This is a genomic window from Phyllobacterium sp. LjRoot231 (assembly GCF_964253365.1).
Taxonomy (GTDB): Bacteria; Pseudomonadota; Alphaproteobacteria; order Rhizobiales; family Rhizobiaceae; genus Phyllobacterium.
Window position 1 is genome coordinate 2,964,089 of the sequence record NZ_CAXUQT020000001.1, and the last position, 15,016, is coordinate 2,979,104.

The window sequence follows — 15,016 nt, forward strand, 5'->3', positions numbered from 1 at the left end:
AAGATGACAGAGTTTGATCCCGAAGCGATCTTCGCGGGACATCGGCAACGATACCTCAAAGTCTTCCAACCATTGTTCCTTCCAACTGATCCAATCAGCAACGACATCATTTGCTATTTTGCATCTTTATTGCGGGTACTCGGCATGGAAGACAAGGGTTGGGACCCTTATGCGGAGAGCCGGCACATTCTAAATGATCTCAACAGATTGATGAAGGTCAAGCTGCCGAAGAAGAAGTTTCCCGATAGCGAGAGGACGATGTGGCGGCTAGGGCTACTTCTATACAGCCACATTGTAGTGATGGATGCACCCTATGAAGTCATCACCAATCTACTTAGGTTTCAATTGGGCAAGGGCTTTAGCCCCAATCCATTTTTCGATCTTCTGACCGAGAAAGAAAAGAAGAGCTTCAGAAAAAATGGGATCCGCACCGGAAGAAAGATTCAAATTATTAAGGCGCTTTCCAACGATGTTGGACTGGCCGTTGGTGATCTTTATGATGAGTTTTATAACAGTCAGTTGCGCAACGCCGTGCAACACTCAGATTTTATACTAACTGATGAGGATTTTCGAAGCAGAAGCGGTATAAGTGGGACCAGTGCTTTCAAGCTCAACTATGATGAACTCGATGCGCTGATCACCAAGGCGAAAGCCTTCATTGCAGCCTATCTTCAAGCGGAAATGACGGCGCGGCAGGTATGGGGTATGCAGAAAAGCAGGGCAATCCCGTATGACAGCCACTATAAGGGTTTGATGGAAGTACTGGTTGATGAACGTGACCTACTGTGCGGATTCGCAGTCCATTGGCCAAACAATTCGCAGTCGCTGTATCGCCGCACTGAGGAGGGGGTGGAGATGGTGAACTGCTTAGTTGATTTGAAACGAGCTTCCATTGACCTCTGGGTTGACCGTTATGCTCGAAACCCCGGCAGTTTTAGCCCGCTTGTTGAACACGACGCTGAACCAGTTTACACGCTTTTGGATAAGTCTGCGATACGACCGATTTGGCCAACAAACCTTTGAATTCGATGAATCGGCTGTACTCAGTGGGATCTTGACCCGCCACCCCGCACCAGCTTGGCCATCGCCCGCGCTTCCGTATTATCCTGCTCGGCCTCAAGCCCATCCGCGACGCCGGTGCGGTCGTTTTCCGGGCGGTTCTGGCTGACTTTCCACTTGCCTTCGATCTGCGCAATTTCGATCTCGATGCCGACAATGCCTTTCAGCTGCGCGTCGATATAGGTTTCCGGGGCGTCATCCACGGTCCATGGCGCGGCGCGGGGCGCTTCGTTGCGGGCGGTGAGCTGCGAGACATGGTGTTTCAGCCAGTCGCGATCCTCGATGATCCTCGCCGTGCCGCGCACCTGCACGATGACATAGTTCCATGTGGGCACGACCTTGCCGGTTTCCTGTTTTGTCGCATACCAGGAGGGCGACACGTAGGTCTGCGGGCCTTGAAAGACGATGAGCACCCGGCCGTCTGTGGCGAGTTCGCGCCACTGCGGATTGGCGCGGGCGACATGGGCGTGCAGCGTGCCCTTGGGTGAGGCTTGCGCATCGAGCAGGAAGGGAATGGCATTGGCGTTCGGGCCGTTTTCGCCGCTGTTGATCAACAGGCCGAGCGGATGCGCCCTGATGAGCGCGTGCCGGATTTCGAGCCTCTCCTCGCGGAAATGCGGCGGCTGGTACATGTGGTTGCTCCTTGGCAGTTTGCGCCGGAGTGTGCCTCAGGGCCGGGATTTGCACAAGGCGAGGGGATGCGGCGAAGCGGCGGGCGCTTCGCCTTGGTCGGGGTTCACGCGGCGGCCTGTCTGCCATAGGCGAGGATGAAGGCGATAAGCGCGCCGATATTGGCCAGGGTGCGGACATGATTCCACGGCAGCCATTCGGCGAGATAGCGGGTCCACAGGGCGACGCCTTCCGGGCTTGTTGGCGAGACGGCGGCGAGCGCATCATTGAGCGGGACGTTGAACGCCATGGTGACGCCGATGACACCTGCAAGGTAAAGCAGGCTGCCGATAAGAAGCCATGCCGAGCCCGGTTCGGCCCAGCGCAGGACACTGGCGATGCCAAGGCCAAGGCAGAGCACCGCCGTGCCGAAGAAGGCGAGGCCGAATGTGGCGTTGAGGATGGTCACGTTGATCGAGTTCATGGCGGCGATGCCCTGTTCCGGCGGCAGCTTCGCCAGCGCGGTCATGACGAAGCTCGAGAAGGCGAAGAACAGGCCGGCCATCAGGCCGCTGCCGAGCGCTGCAATGAGGGTGAGAAGCGGGATGAGGGCGATCATTGTGCGCCCTCCCAGATGCCGGTCGCGGCGGTTTCGCGGGCGTAGGCGGTGAAATCGCGGGGCGCGCGGCCGAGCGCCTTCTGCACGCCATCGGTCAGATATTCGTTGCGCCCGTCGAGCACCACGGTGAAGAGCTCGTTGACGAGGGCGGAGATATCGGCTGGCACCTGGTCCTGTTCGAGGCCCTGCATGAATTCCTCTGGGCTGATGGTGGCGTAATTTATAGTGCGCCCGGTGGCCTTGGCAATCTCGTGCGCGGCTTCGGCGAAAGTCAGGGCGCGGGGGCCGGTGACCTCATAGAGCTGGCCGATATGGCGGTCGTCGGTGAGCGCTGCGGTGACGACATCGGCGATATCATCGGCATGGACGAAGGGTTCGCGCACAGTGCTGACCGGCAGCGCCATCTCGCCGGCGACGATCGGCCCGAGCAGCATGCTTTCGCTGAAGTTCTGCATGAACCAGCTGGCGCGGACAATGGTCCAATCGGCGCCGGAGGCTTGCAGCATCGCTTCGGCGCGCTGGGCTTCCGGCTCGCCGCGGCCCGAGAGCAGGACGAGACGCTTGACACCCTTGCGCATGGCGAGGCGGGCGAAATCGCCGATCGCTTCGGCAGCGCCGGGGACGGCGAGGTCGGGATAATAGGTGATGTAGGCGGCCGAGACGCATTCAAGGGCGGTCGCCCAGGTTTCGGGGTTCTCCCAATCGAAGGCGGGACTGGCATTGCGCGAACCGATGCGGACGGGGACGCCTTGCGCGGTCAGGCGCTCCGCGACCCGGCGGCCGGTCTTGCCTGTACCGCCGATGACAAGGACGGGGAATTTCGAGGTGCGGAAGGTGGTCATTTTCATCTCCTCTTAAACATGAGTAATTCTCATATTTGCAAATGTGATAAATGCTCATATTATAGGAGTCAAGCGAAATGTGAGGAATACTCATGAATGAGATTGCACCGGTCGAGAGCATACGGCGCGAGCCGACGCAAAAACGCAGTCGCGAGCGGGTGGAGCGGATATTGAGCTGCGCCTCGACGCTGATCGAGAAGAGCGGCAGCGATGCCATGCGCATGAGCGACGTGGCGGAAATGGCGGGGATTTCGATCGGCTCGCTCTACCAGTACTTTCCCGACAAGGGCGCGATCATCCGCACGCTGGCGGAACGCTACAATGTGCTCGGCCAGCAGTGTATCGCGGAAGGGCTGCAGGATGTGCGCGACAGGGAAGGCCTGCAGCGGGCATTCGGCGAGTTGATCGATGTCTATTACGCGATGTTCCTGGCCGAGCCGGTGATGCGCGATATCTGGTCGGGGACGCAGGCGGACAAGGCGCTGCGCGATATCGATCTTGCCGATAGCCGTATCAACGGCGCGGTGCTGGCGGCGGCACGGGGGCGGGTCGATCCCGGTGCTGACCGCGCGGAGCTTGAGACTTCGAGCTTCCTGATCATGCAGCTGGGCGAGGCGACAATGCGCCTTGCGATCTCGGTGGAGCGCAAGGAGGGCGACGCACTGGCGGAACATTTCAAGCGCATGGTGCTGCGGGAAATGATGGAGGGGTGAGTTGATAAGGGCTTCTACCCGCGCAATGGTATCGCCAGTTAACCTGCTATAGGATATGGCGGGAGCCGTCGTGCTCCGTAAGGGGCCGGGCATGGAGCGCCGTCTTGCAGCCGTTCTGATCGCTGATGTCGTCGGTTACAGCCGTTTGAGCCAGATCGACGAGGAGGGCACGCGCGCGCGTTTTCAAGCCGACCTGACGGAAATCTTCGAGCCGAAGATCGCCGAACATCACGGACGCCTGGTCAAGACCATGGGTGACGGTCTGCTGGTCGAGTTCCACAGCGTGGTCGATGCCTTGCGTTGTGCGGTCGAGGTGCAGCGCGAGAAGGCAAAACGGAACGCTGCCGCGCCGCCCGGGGAGCGTCTCGACTTTCGTATCGGCGTCAATCTTGGCGACCTCATTGTCGAGGGCCACGACATTCAGGGTGACGGTGTCAACATTGCCGACCGGATACAGGCGCTGGCCGAGCCCGGCGGCATCGCCATATCCGGGACGTCCTACGATCAAGTGAAATCGAAGCTTGCGGTCGGCTATGTCTCGCTCGGCGAGCAGAACGTCAAGAATATCGCCGAACCGATCCGGATATATCGCGTCATCCTCGACCCTGCTGCGGCGGGCAAGACAGTCGGCGCACGAAGAAACCTGCGCCGCTGGCGCGTGCCGGCCATCGCAGCGATTATCATTCTGTTGCTGGCCGGTGCAGTACTCTGGTGGCAACCGGGCATATTCTTCCAGCCGGCGACGCTGGTCGAGCGATTTGCCTATCCGCTGCCGGACAAGCCTTCGGTGGCGGTGCTGCCTTTCATCAATGTCAGCGGCGACACGGAGCACGACCACCTCGCGGAGGGGCTGACAGACGACCTCATCACGGAACTGTCGAAGGTCTCCGGCCTGTTTGTGATCGCGCGCCATTCGGTCTTCGCAATAAGGGATACGGCTGGAAAGATTCAGGATGTGGCCGCAGAACTCGGCGTCCATTACGTTCTCGAGGGGACATTGCAGCGCGCAGACTCCCGACTGCGGATCAACGTCAAGCTGATCGATGCGCTTACTGGTCTTTCCCTGTGGGCAGAGCGATACGATCGCCAATATGCCGACCTTTTCGCAGTCCAGGACGATGTCATAGGCAAGATCATTTCCGCGCTTGAAGTAAAGCTGAGTGAAGGCGAGCGCGACCAGCTTGCCCGAATACCTACGGATAATCTCGAAGCTTATGATTATTACCTCAGAGCAGAGCAGGAAGGTTTTTATTACAGCGACGTCGAGACCTACCGCCGCACGTTGTCATATTACCAGAAGGCGCTCGATCTCGATCCGAGTTTTGCCAATGCTCATGCCGGGATCGCCCGCGTGGCTGTCGATGTCTGGCGCAACGACTACAACTATCTCTGGTCGGCTGCGGTGGCACGAAAGATAGCCTACGACGCAGCGGGTCAGGCCCTGAAGCTGGACCCCAATAACGCTCGTGCCCATACGGTGCTCGCGCTTCTGCAACTGGTCGATGGGCGGGAAATGGAGGCGAGGGACTCAGCCAACAGGGCAGTGGCGGCGCAGCCGAACGACGCGGAGATAGTCGGCAATCTGGCACTTATCCTGGCACAAACCGGCAGCCGCGTGCAGGCGATTGCCGAGATGGAAAAGGCGCTGCGGCTTGATCCCACGCCGCCGCCAAGCCTTCAGTTGCTGGCTGGTATTGTTTTTTACACTGCGCGCGATGCTGAACGGGCGATTCCCCTGATGGAGACCGCGCGCGATGCTCTTCCCAAAGCGGAGCCCGCACGTGAATATCTTGCTGCTGCCTATGTGGATCGCGGCGACCAGACGCTTGCATCCCGGGAAACGGGAAAATTGCTGGAACTGTTTCCAGACAGCAATCTGACGTATTACGGCTATCTCTACGACTATTGGCGGGAAGATGATCTGCGCCATCATCTGACCGGGTTGCGCACGGCCGGCATGCCCGAATGGCCGTTCGGCTTCGAAGGCAATCCAGCCGACCAGATCGGTGAGGCGGAATTGAGCACAATGGTCAATGACAAGACCTGGACTGGCAAGCACAAGAACGGCACCGAGTTTATCCAGTATTTCGACAAGGCCGGAAACACTGCCTACCGCAGCGCCAACACAAACATAACCGGCTTGATAGAAGTTCGCGGCAACCGCCTATGCGAGCGGTTTGGGGGCTATTTTCTGGATCGGATGGTCTGCGGCTACGTTTACCGCAACACGCCGGAGCAGCGCGACGCGAAATATGTTCATGTCACGCCGCGAGCATTGATGTATTTTTCCATTGCCCCTTGAGGTGCCCATCAAGCAGCCAAGCAGCGCCTCAATTGGCGGGTCCCTTCTGCCAATCCTTTTGCAGCTTTTCCGCAACCAGAGTGTGCTCGACATCGGACCAATGCTTCCGCGAGTCGGTGAGCTTGGTCGGGATTTTTTCAAATCCATCCGCGGCTCCCGGATCATAGCTTATGTACAATTTGCCTTCGATGATCCGCCACGCTTTGGGGTCGACATTGGTCGTGACCGTCCCGAACGAAACGCCGTCTGCGCAATAGCCGCCATATTGTGGCGCATATTTTGCAGGATCAGCAATGAAGAGATCGCGATTTTCAGCGCTGGCGAAATGCCATGTCGCGCCGAGCCAGCGATGTGAATATTTATCGGATCCTTGCACGGCCTGATTCTGGGTGAAATAGGCGACCGGGTCATAGCCCTTGATTGCCACATCACCAAAATAGCCAGTATTGACGAGTTCCTCGGCTATGGCAGGCGGCACGAACGAAAGTAGAATTGCGGCTGCGCCAACAGACGCGGCAATTCGAAACTTGCGTTTCAAGCGGTATTCAGACATTTCAGTTCTCCCTTATTTCCGGGTGCGGGTCTGACCGGGACCAGGCGTCATTTGCGCTTGGTGCACTCGGTGTAGAGCCATTGGCCGACAAGCTCGGCTTTCTGACATTCAGCACCCGCCTTCATCAGCAGGGCGGCCGCATCCCAATGTTCTCGCCATCCAGCTTGAGTGAGTGGCGTATAGCCATTCCGTTCCTTGGCTTCGACTTCAGCCTTGTGGGCCAATAGAAAAGCGACCACATCGGCATGGCCCTCTTCAGCCGCAGCATGCAGAGGTGTCATATGATAGAAGTTCTTTTCGTCATTGACTGCTGCACCCTTCTCAACCAACAACTTTACGGTATCGAGATTTCCGCCATAGGCAGCAGCGTGCAAAGCCGTCAGCCCGCCTTTGTTGCGAATTTCGATGTTCGAGCCGCGTTCCAGCAAGACAGCGACAACCTCCGGATGCCCGGCCAGCGATGCGATGAGAAGAACCGGCTCGCCAGCGTCGTCCGGTTGCGCAATGTCAGCGCCTTGGTCCAGCAATTGTTTAACGGTTGCGACATCGCCATTTTTGGCAGCGTCGTGCAGCGGCCCAGCCAGCGCAGACGAGACCCCCAACATTCCTCCGATAAATGCAACGCAAAGAAAGTTCACCGAACGTCCCCCGTTCTCATCATCCTCACATGCGCGGAACGGCGGAAGATATCACATTGTGGCTTAGACCGGAACCAATCCCTAGTGATTAGAGCCCTTCATGCCTAAAGAGACACAGGTCAGCCGGGTGAATTCGGGCCAAATCCATCGGGCTTTAGCATCGTCCGATGGAAAGACATCGGCCTCGCCAAATCCCTTGACCTTGTCCACGAATTCCCTCCGGCTGACCTGTGTCTCTTTAGGCATGAAGGGCTCTAGCCTGCGTGCGCGCTGATGACGGCGTCGGCTTCCTTCCCGTACAGTTCCTCAAAGTGATCGAAGGCTTTGGAAAACGTGCCGATGCCCTGCGTCGCGGAGCGCAGTGAACGCGCCAGTTCGTCGAGCGCGCTGCCCGGAACGAGCGCGCGGAAAATATCCCATCCCTTGGCGGTTTCATCCCGGTCGAAGCCCAGAACCTGGCCCTTGAAGGCGGAGACGATCGGCACGAGACTGCCGGAGTAGATGGAGGGGATGTGGATTTCCACGCGGAAGATTGGCTGCATCAGTACGGCCGAGGCTTGGGAAAGCGCATCCCGTACTCCCATTTTTCCTGCCGCCCGGAACGCGAATTCCGAACTGTCGACGGAATGGTGCTGGCCGTCGATCAGCGTCACCCCGACATCGATCACCCGAAGACCCAGCGGGCCTTTTTCCATCGCTTCGCGAGCTCCCGCCTCGACTGCGGGTATGAAATTGCGCGGAACGGCCCCGCCTTTGACGGTTTCGGCAAAGCTGAAGCCTTCGCCGCGTTCATTTGGGTGGATGCTCAGTTTCACGTCGGCAAATTGTCCGGCACCGCCCGTCTGCTTGCGGTGGCGGTAGTGAACATCCGATGTCTTCGAAATCGTCTCGCGGTAAACCGGGCTCGGTGGGCGGTCGGTTACGTTGACGTGAAAAACCTCTGCCAAGGTCTTGCAGAGGTCGCGCAAATGCACCGGTCCCTGAACGCAGATCAATTGGGCGCCGGTCCCTTCCTCCTGCATGACCTTGAGGCCGTGATCGGTTTCTGCGAGCTTCGCCAGTGTTTCGGAGAGCTTGGTTTCATCCCGTTCGCTGTCCGGTACCAATATCCGTTCAAGCATGGGGGTCGGCGGCGCTATCCATGCCGGCGGTGCGACGGCGGCATCGGATGTCAGCAGGGACGGAACAGGCAGGTGGTCGGATTTGACCGTGGCGAAAACGTCGCCGGGGGTTGTCGCCGTTGAAACGGGTTTACCCGTTCCGGGATCCTGCACTGGTCCCAAACGGGAGCCCGCGAGCAAGGATCCCTGCTTGAGCCCATCACCGAGAGCACGGACAAGCACTGTCTTGCCGACATTCTGGCGGTGATAGGCGTGAAAGCCCACGCCCAGCAAAGCCGATTCTTTCATGTTCGCAGCTGCCGCAAGACGGTCGCGAAGAGCATCATACTGCGGCGCTTCGTGACGCAGCGCCTTCATCAGGCGCATGATGCCGTTGCTATGGCTTGCCGCGCCCACAAGTACAGGAATGATCCTGTTCTCCTTGAGGACGCGCGAAGAGATGGCATAAATGGCATCGCTGGCCGGTTCGCGGTCTTCGATGAGTTCCTCCAGCAGCCAGTCGTCGAATTCGGAAAGATGTTCGAGAAGTTCGGCGCGCGCCTCGTGTTCGCGCTCCGCAACGTCCGTCGGAATCTCGACCAACGCTGATGTCTGGCCTTCGCGGTAGCGCCAGGCACGCTCCGAAATGAGGTCGCAACTGCCGACGATCTTGTCGCCTTCGCGGATGGGAATCTGCCGGAGGAGCAAAGTGTGGCTGGCGAAGTCCTGAAGCGAGGCAATCACATCTCTGAGCCGTCCTCTTGGCTCGTCCATCCGGTTGACAAAGAGGATGCAAGGGGTTCCGGAAGCTTCGATCACTCGTAGATAGGGAGCGGCAAGGACAGCTTCCTCCGGGTTTGGTGAAACACACAGAATGCATGCATCACTGGCCAGAAGCGCGTGTTGTGCATGGGCCAAGGCTTCACCCGAGCCAGGCGCATCCAGCGCGCACCAAGCTTCGTTTCCGAACTCGAACTCCGTCAGGCCCAATCCGTATGGAGAGATGGATTTCTTCGATGCACCTTCCAGTGAGGCCAGCTTTTCCACGAGCGTGGATTTCCCGGCCTGCGAAGGGCCGAGTACCGTAAAGCAGCGCATGGCGTTCCTCCCTGCCACGAACAACAATCTCCACTGCTAGGATGCCCCAGACTGGCGCAAAGCGCTAGGGTCTGTTGATATTCACGCCATGACGGCCTGCAAATGGCGCTCTTCTGCGATCCGGTGCTCATGAATCAAAAGTTCACTGCGCTCCGGTTCTCGAAAATCACCATTTTCGGCGCGTCCTGACCTGAATCTCAAACAGATCTTGGAGAGGCAGTTTCAAGCTCGATTGTTTTCACGCCAACGTGGGTTGATCGCCCCGCGCCCCAACCGAACAGGCTGGCGCCGATCCCGAGCGATACGAATAGTACCGCGGTAGCAGCAAAACTCCCCGTCAGGCTGTGGATCAGCCCGACCAGAAGCGGACCCGTCGCGGCAAGTATATAGCCGATGCATTGCGCCATCCCGGAAAGATGCGAGGCTACATGCGCATTCGGCGACCGCAAGACGATGATGGTCATGGCAATAGCAATAAGACCGCCTTGGCCAAGCCCTTGGACAATAGCCCATAGCCAGACGGTGGATAGGGGAGCGAACAGAAACCCGAGCAGGCCGGTGATTGCCAGTGCGACGAGCGCTACATTGATGAGCCGCTGATCCCTGCAATGCACTGCGATCGACGGCACGAGAAGGCAGGCGAAAACTTGCGCCATGACCGATACGGAAACAACGACGCCCGCTGTGACGCCGTCGATTCCCCGTTCGCGCAGGATCGGCGACAGCCAGCCAAAGATGCAGTAGGCCAACGACGACTGCAGGCCCATGAACAGAGTGACCTGCCAGGCAAGACGATCGCGCCAGAGACCTTCAACCCTGAAGCCGGCATGCTTCGTGCGGACCTTTCTGAAAAAGGCATGCGGGAACCAGATCAGCGCAACGAGGGTGGCCGGCAATGCCCATGCACCAAGCGCCAGGGACCAGGAGCCGCCAAGCATCCTCTGCAGGGGCAGGGTAAAACCGGCTGCGCTGGCTGCCCCCGCACACAGCGCCATTGTGTAAAGGCCAGTCATCATGCCGGTTCTCGAGGCGAAGTCACGTTTTACAAGACCCGGAAGCAAAACATTGCCGACAGCGATGCAGGCGCCGGCGAGGACAGTTCCGAAAAACAGCAAGGGCAGCGAGCCAAAGCCGCGTAACGCCGTGCCCAATGCCAGAAGCAATAACACGGCGAGCAGGGTACGTTCAGCACCGACGCGCTGCGCCAGCTTTGGCGCGAGCGGTGCGAATACGCCGAGACAGACAACGGGCAGGGTAGTCAAAACGCCAGCGCCGAATGATGACAGTCCCGTCTGTTCGATGATTTCCGGCAGAAGCGCGGAAGCGCTGGAAAAGACAGGACGGAGATTGAAGGCAATGAGAACGAGGCTCAATCCCGTAACGATCTGCGCGGCACGGCTTGCAAAAACCGAAGGCCGAGGCTGTGGAACGCTGTCGGCTTCGGCATTGATCAGCTGTTCGCTGACGATATCCCGTATTTGAGAGCCGGGAGACATATGCTGGTTCATGATGCGAGAAGCCGGTCAAGTTCAAGAAGAATGGGAGCCATGAAAGCCCGGGTGGTGAGAGTTGCTGTCTCCGGATCGCCCGAGGCGATGGCGTCGATAATGGCGGCATGTGCTGCCATGTCGGGTTCAGGAAGTTCGCCAGTCACCGTGGCCTTGATGACTTCCTGGGTCGAGGTTGAGAAGAACTCGTAGACCTCGATGAGCGCGTTGTTTCCGGAAGCGGCAACAATTGCTTTATGGAACGCAAGGTCCTGTTCGACATAGCGATCATGATCGGCGGGGTCGTATTCGCCGCGATCCGCCAGCATCTGACGCAGCTCTGCGATAATTTCCGGAGTATGGCGTGTTGCGGCAAGGCGCGCTCCCTCCACTTCGAGGGCGCAGCGCGTCTCGACCTGATCGCGAAGCCCGGTCCGCCGGATGCGAAGCAGACTGTCCTCCGCATCGATCACCGAACGGACATAGGTGCCCGAACCTTGCCTCGTCTCAAGGATGCCTTGAGAAACGAGGACGCGAACGGCTTCCCGCACTGTGCCGCGGCTGACGCCCAGCATATCCGCAAGTGTCGCCTCGTTCGGAATGCGCTCTCCGATCTGCCAGCGGCTGGCGGTGATCTCCGCCCGAATATTCTGGATTGCGGTGTCTGTGAGATTGGTACGGACGGCGGGTTGCATGGGAAAGTCCTAAAGTCATCTGATGACTTAATGAATACTCTTGCCCTTTTGCCTTGTCAACCAAGTGACATATCACTTCTCGAAGCGCGAAAGACTTGCCTCATGGGGCGGTTTGCACTAGCCAGTATGCCGAGACCTATTGCAAATCCATCCTGATGGACATCTGATGCGATTTTCTGCGCTTCCGGTGCTCATGGACGAAAATGTCCACTGCGCTCCGGTTCTCGAAAACCACACCAGCTATCTCACCGGGTTGAATTTTCAACAGGTCTCGTAGACAATTTTAGCCAGGAATTACACACCAGCATGACTCTCGTTGATACGCGTACGCCCGAACCCAAACGTTTTGTTTCAGGTGCCACAGGCGATTGGGAGATCGTGGTCGGCATGGAAGTCCATGCGCAGGTCACTTCCAATTCGAAATTGTTCTCCGGCGCATCGACGACTTTCGGCGCCGAGCCCAACGAGAATGTATCGTTGGTCGATGCCGCCATGCCCGGCATGCTGCCGGTGATCAACGAATGGTGCGTGCGTCAGGCGATCCGTACCGGGCTTGGCCTCAAGGCGCAGATCAACCTGAAGTCGGTTTTCGACCGCAAGAACTATTTCTATCCCGACCTGCCGCAGGGCTACCAGATCTCGCAGTTCAAACAGCCGATTGTCGGCGAGGGCAAGATGATCATCTCGGTTGGCCCCGACAAGAAAGGCGAGTTCGAGGACATCGAAATAGGCATCGAGCGCCTGCATCTGGAACAGGATGCGGGCAAGTCGCTGCACGACCAGAATCCAACCATGTCCTACGTAGATCTGAACCGGTCCGGCGTAGCGTTGATGGAAATCGTATCGAAGCCGGACATGCGCTCTTCCGACGAGGCGAAGGCATATCTGACCAAATTGCGGACGATCGTGCGCTATCTCGGCACCTGCGACGGCAATATGGACGAAGGCTCGATGCGCGCCGACGTCAACGTTTCCGTGCGCAAACCCGGTGGCGAATTCGGGACACGCTGCGAGATCAAGAATGTCAATTCGATCCGCTTTGTCGGCCAGGCCATCGAATATGAAGCGCGCCGCCAGATCGCCATTCTCGAAGATGGTGGCTCCATTGATCAGGAAACGCGGCTGTTCGATCCGGTAAAGGGCGAGACACGTTCGATGCGCTCAAAGGAAGAAGCGCACGACTATCGCTATTTTCCGGACCCAGATTTGCTGCCTCTGGAATTCGAGCAGGCCTATGTCGATGAACTGAAGGCTGACCTGCCAGAACTGCCGGACGACAAGAAGATGCGGCTGGTCTCGGCGCTCGGCCTCTCGGTTTATGACGCGTCTATCCTGGTCACGGAAAAAGCGATTGCCGATTACTACGAGGCTGTAGCCAAGGGACGTGACGGCAAGCTTTCCGCCAACTGGGTGATCAATGACCTGCTCGGCGCCCTGAACAAGGCAGGCAAGAGCATCGAGGAATCGCCCGTATCGCCAGAACAACTCGGCGCCGTGATCGATTTGATCAAGGAAGGTACGATTTCCGGCAAGATCGCCAAGGATCTGTTCGAAATCGTCTGGAATGAAGGTGGTGATCCCCGCGAACTCGTCGAAAGCCGCGGCATGAAGCAGGTCACCGACACTGGTGCGATCGAAAAAGCCATTGATGATGTCATTGCGGCAAACCCCGACAAGGTGGAGCAGGCCAAGGCAAAGCCGAGCCTTGCCGGCTGGTTCGTCGGACAGGTGATGAAATCGACGGGCGGCAAGGCCAATCCTCAGGTCCTCAGCGATCTGGTCAAGGCAAAACTCGGGATAACCGAATAGATGTGGGTTCGCAGCGCAACGAAGGAAGATCTGGACGCGGTACGCGACATGCTCGTTGAAACTTGGCATGCGACCTATGACGATGTTTACGGCGTCGAAAAAGTCAATGCGATCACCAACCGCTATCATTCGCTCGACGCGCTCAAGAGGCAATTGGCCAAGCCCTATTCGGAATTCATTATCGCCGATGATGGCGCCGATATCATGGGCATGGCCTATGCGTCGCAGAAGGATCACAAGCTCTCGATTCTCAACCAGCTCTACGTGCATCCGGAACATCAGAAAAAGGGTGTCGGTTCGTTACTGCTCGCCGAAATGGAGAGCGCCTTTCCGGGTGTTTATGCGTTGCAGCTGGAAGTTATCGAATCAAATCAAAAGGCTCTGAGTTTTTATGAAAGCAGGGGATTCGAGCGGACCAACAGCCGGATCGAAAACTGGGGCGAACCGAACTCCGGTATTTCCGTGCTTGTTCTGGAAAAATCCCTGACTGGATTTGAGCTGGCACCGTGACAACAGAAATTGATGTGACATTCCGGCAAGCGACAATCGATGACCTGCCTGCACTGATTTCGCTATTTGCCGATGATCCGATCGGTGGTCACGATGATACGAACGATGCAGAATTCTTGCCGCTGTATCAAAGCGCTTTCGCGGCGATTGAAGCCAGTCCAAACGACCTGCTTTTCGCCGGTGTTCTCAAGGATAAAGTCGTTGCCACAGCGCAGGTGACCTTCATCACTTCGCTCACAGGTCGCGGCACGAAAAGAATGGTCATCGAGGCTGTGCAGACGCGAGCCGACATGCGCGGCAAGGGGATTGGCGCGAAGTTGATCCAGCATTGTCTTGATGTTGCGCGCGAGCGTGACATTGCACTCGTGCAGTTGACATCGAACGCCAAGCGCCAGGATGCCCACCGTTTTTACGAGCGGCTTGGTTTCGAGAAGAGCCACGCAGGTTTCAAAATGCGGTTGGCTCCAGCGTCAACTTGACCCTTGCTATCAGGCAATGATACGGCCATAAACCGAGGCAACGTTCGAAGCAGGATTGCTATGAAAACCTTCATGACTCAGTTTTTCACGTGGTGGAACGGGCCGACGCTTGGTACCCGCTTCTTCACATGGCGCAAGGGCACGAAAGTTGGCGAAGACCAATTCGGCAACGTTTATTACGAAGGCACCTTCGATTCGGAAGGGCGCAAGCGCCGCTGGGTCATCTACAACGGCTATGCGGAAGCTTCGGCTATTCCTGCTGGCTGGCATGGCTGGATACACCACAGGGTGGACACGGCGCCTTCGCAGGAAAACTATAAACCACATCCTTGGGAAAAGAATCACCAGCCTAATCTCACCGGTTCCGCCGCTGCCTATCGGCCGCAGGGCTCGATTGCCCATGGCGACAACCGGCCGACCGTGACCGGCGACTATGACGCGTGGACACCAGGCGCATAGTCGGTCTTCTTCTGCCACATTTGCCCTTTATCGACAGGCTGGAA

15 protein-coding genes are annotated in these 15,016 nt (G+C 57.9%); 7 read left to right on the forward strand and 8 right to left on the reverse strand.

The features are described from left to right. The first annotated feature begins 3 nt into the window (after nt 1–3). On the forward strand, nt 4–1,023 hold the full coding sequence (locus ACSQ3H_RS14625; protein WP_436117716.1) for a hypothetical protein: 1,020 nt from the start codon (nt 4–6) through the stop codon (nt 1,021–1,023). A 20-nt stretch (nt 1,024–1,043) separates the two neighbouring features. Here ACSQ3H_RS14625 and ACSQ3H_RS14630 read toward each other — a convergent pair whose 3' ends face one another. The 3 genes from ACSQ3H_RS14630 to ACSQ3H_RS14640 form a co-directional block, all read right to left on the reverse strand. Next, nucleotides 1,044–1,691, reverse strand: coding sequence for an FMN-binding negative transcriptional regulator (locus ACSQ3H_RS14630; protein ID WP_436117717.1), 648 nt, complete (start codon nt 1,689–1,691; stop codon nt 1,044–1,046). A gap of 104 nt (nt 1,692–1,795) precedes the next feature. Beyond that, nucleotides 1,796–2,287: a DUF1772 domain-containing protein gene (locus ACSQ3H_RS14635; protein WP_436117718.1), complete on the reverse strand. Its 492-nt coding sequence runs from the start codon at nt 2,285–2,287 to the stop codon at nt 1,796–1,798. Next, on the reverse strand, nt 2,284–3,129 hold the full coding sequence (locus ACSQ3H_RS14640; RefSeq protein ID WP_436117719.1) for an NmrA family NAD(P)-binding protein: 846 nt from the start codon (nt 3,127–3,129) through the stop codon (nt 2,284–2,286). Before ACSQ3H_RS14640 ends, ACSQ3H_RS14635 begins: the two co-directional genes overlap by 4 nt. 92 nt (nt 3,130–3,221) lie before the next feature. Here ACSQ3H_RS14640 and ACSQ3H_RS14645 point away from each other — a divergent pair, with 92 nt between their 5' ends. Then, complete coding sequence (locus ACSQ3H_RS14645; RefSeq protein ID WP_436117720.1) at nt 3,222–3,842, forward strand: TetR family transcriptional regulator; 621 nt, start codon at nt 3,222–3,224, stop codon at nt 3,840–3,842. A gap of 91 nt (nt 3,843–3,933) precedes the next feature. Continuing rightward, entirely contained in the window at nt 3,934–6,144 is a 2,211-nt protein-coding gene (locus ACSQ3H_RS14650) for an adenylate/guanylate cyclase domain-containing protein (RefSeq protein WP_436119452.1), read from the forward strand. A 28-nt stretch (nt 6,145–6,172) separates the two neighbouring features. Here ACSQ3H_RS14650 and ACSQ3H_RS14655 read toward each other — a convergent pair whose 3' ends face one another. The 5 genes from ACSQ3H_RS14655 to ACSQ3H_RS14675 all read right to left on the reverse strand — a co-directional run bounded on the left by ACSQ3H_RS14655 (nt 6,173) and on the right by ACSQ3H_RS14675 (nt 11,715). Continuing rightward, nucleotides 6,173–6,697, reverse strand: coding sequence for a YHS domain-containing (seleno)protein (locus ACSQ3H_RS14655; protein WP_436117721.1), 525 nt, complete (start codon nt 6,695–6,697; stop codon nt 6,173–6,175). A 47-nt stretch (nt 6,698–6,744) separates the two neighbouring features. Continuing rightward, nucleotides 6,745–7,302 (reverse strand): ankyrin repeat domain-containing protein, encoded by a 558-nt coding sequence (locus ACSQ3H_RS14660; protein ID WP_436119453.1) that lies wholly within the window; start codon nt 7,300–7,302, stop codon nt 6,745–6,747. Nucleotides 7,303–7,589: 287 nt separating this feature from the next. After that, on the reverse strand, nt 7,590–9,533 hold the full coding sequence (locus tag ACSQ3H_RS14665) for an elongation factor G (protein WP_436117722.1): 1,944 nt from the start codon (nt 9,531–9,533) through the stop codon (nt 7,590–7,592). 197 nt (nt 9,534–9,730) lie between these two features. After that, entirely contained in the window at nt 9,731–11,041 is a 1,311-nt protein-coding gene (locus tag ACSQ3H_RS14670; RefSeq protein WP_436117723.1) for a CynX/NimT family MFS transporter, read from the reverse strand. Next, a complete protein-coding gene (locus ACSQ3H_RS14675; protein WP_436117724.1) occupies nt 11,038–11,715 on the reverse strand; it encodes a FadR/GntR family transcriptional regulator in 678 nt (225 codons plus the stop codon). The genes ACSQ3H_RS14670 and ACSQ3H_RS14675 overlap by 4 nt, the downstream gene beginning before the upstream one ends. Before the next feature lie 306 nt (nt 11,716–12,021). On the opposite strand from ACSQ3H_RS14675, the gene gatB reads away from it, so the two are divergent. Genes gatB through ACSQ3H_RS14695 form a run of 4 tightly spaced genes read left to right on the forward strand, consistent with a single transcriptional unit; the run spans nt 12,022 to nt 14,972 of the window. Next, entirely contained in the window at nt 12,022–13,524 is a 1,503-nt protein-coding gene (gene gatB, locus ACSQ3H_RS14680) for an Asp-tRNA(Asn)/Glu-tRNA(Gln) amidotransferase subunit GatB (protein ID WP_436117725.1), read from the forward strand. Next, a complete protein-coding gene (locus ACSQ3H_RS14685; protein WP_436117726.1) occupies nt 13,525–14,034 on the forward strand; it encodes an N-acetyltransferase family protein in 510 nt (169 codons plus the stop codon). Next, nucleotides 14,031–14,513: a GNAT family N-acetyltransferase gene (locus tag ACSQ3H_RS14690; RefSeq protein ID WP_436117727.1), complete on the forward strand. Its 483-nt coding sequence runs from the start codon at nt 14,031–14,033 to the stop codon at nt 14,511–14,513. Before ACSQ3H_RS14685 ends, ACSQ3H_RS14690 begins: the two co-directional genes overlap by 4 nt. Nucleotides 14,514–14,573: 60 nt before the next feature. Then, nucleotides 14,574–14,972: an NADH:ubiquinone oxidoreductase subunit NDUFA12 gene (locus ACSQ3H_RS14695; protein ID WP_436117728.1), complete on the forward strand. Its 399-nt coding sequence runs from the start codon at nt 14,574–14,576 to the stop codon at nt 14,970–14,972. Nucleotides 14,973–15,016 lie beyond the last annotated feature (44 nt).

Coding starts and splice junctions, on each gene's coding strand:
- ACSQ3H_RS14665 (WP_436117722.1), bottom strand. CDS start 9,533: ATGCGCTGCTTTACGGTACTCGGCCCTTCGCAGGCCGGGAAATCCACG.
- ACSQ3H_RS14650 (WP_436119452.1), top strand. CDS start 3,934: ATGGAGCGCCGTCTTGCAGCCGTTCTGATCGCTGATGTCGTCGGTTAC.
- ACSQ3H_RS14675 (WP_436117724.1), bottom strand. CDS start 11,715: ATGCAACCCGCCGTCCGTACCAATCTCACAGACACCGCAATCCAGAAT.
- ACSQ3H_RS14630 (WP_436117717.1), bottom strand. CDS start 1,691: ATGTACCAGCCGCCGCATTTCCGCGAGGAGAGGCTCGAAATCCGGCAC.
- ACSQ3H_RS14655 (WP_436117721.1), bottom strand. CDS start 6,697: ATGTCTGAATACCGCTTGAAACGCAAGTTTCGAATTGCCGCGTCTGTT.
- gatB (WP_436117725.1), top strand. CDS start 12,022: ATGACTCTCGTTGATACGCGTACGCCCGAACCCAAACGTTTTGTTTCA.
- ACSQ3H_RS14685 (WP_436117726.1), top strand. CDS start 13,525: ATGTGGGTTCGCAGCGCAACGAAGGAAGATCTGGACGCGGTACGCGAC.
- ACSQ3H_RS14695 (WP_436117728.1), top strand. CDS start 14,574: ATGAAAACCTTCATGACTCAGTTTTTCACGTGGTGGAACGGGCCGACG.
- ACSQ3H_RS14635 (WP_436117718.1), bottom strand. CDS start 2,287: ATGATCGCCCTCATCCCGCTTCTCACCCTCATTGCAGCGCTCGGCAGC.
- ACSQ3H_RS14625 (WP_436117716.1), top strand. CDS start 4: ATGACAGAGTTTGATCCCGAAGCGATCTTCGCGGGACATCGGCAACGA.
- ACSQ3H_RS14645 (WP_436117720.1), top strand. CDS start 3,222: ATGAATGAGATTGCACCGGTCGAGAGCATACGGCGCGAGCCGACGCAA.
- ACSQ3H_RS14640 (WP_436117719.1), bottom strand. CDS start 3,129: ATGACCACCTTCCGCACCTCGAAATTCCCCGTCCTTGTCATCGGCGGT.
- ACSQ3H_RS14670 (WP_436117723.1), bottom strand. CDS start 11,041: ATGAACCAGCATATGTCTCCCGGCTCTCAAATACGGGATATCGTCAGC.
- ACSQ3H_RS14660 (WP_436119453.1), bottom strand. CDS start 7,302: ATGTTGGGGGTCTCGTCTGCGCTGGCTGGGCCGCTGCACGACGCTGCC.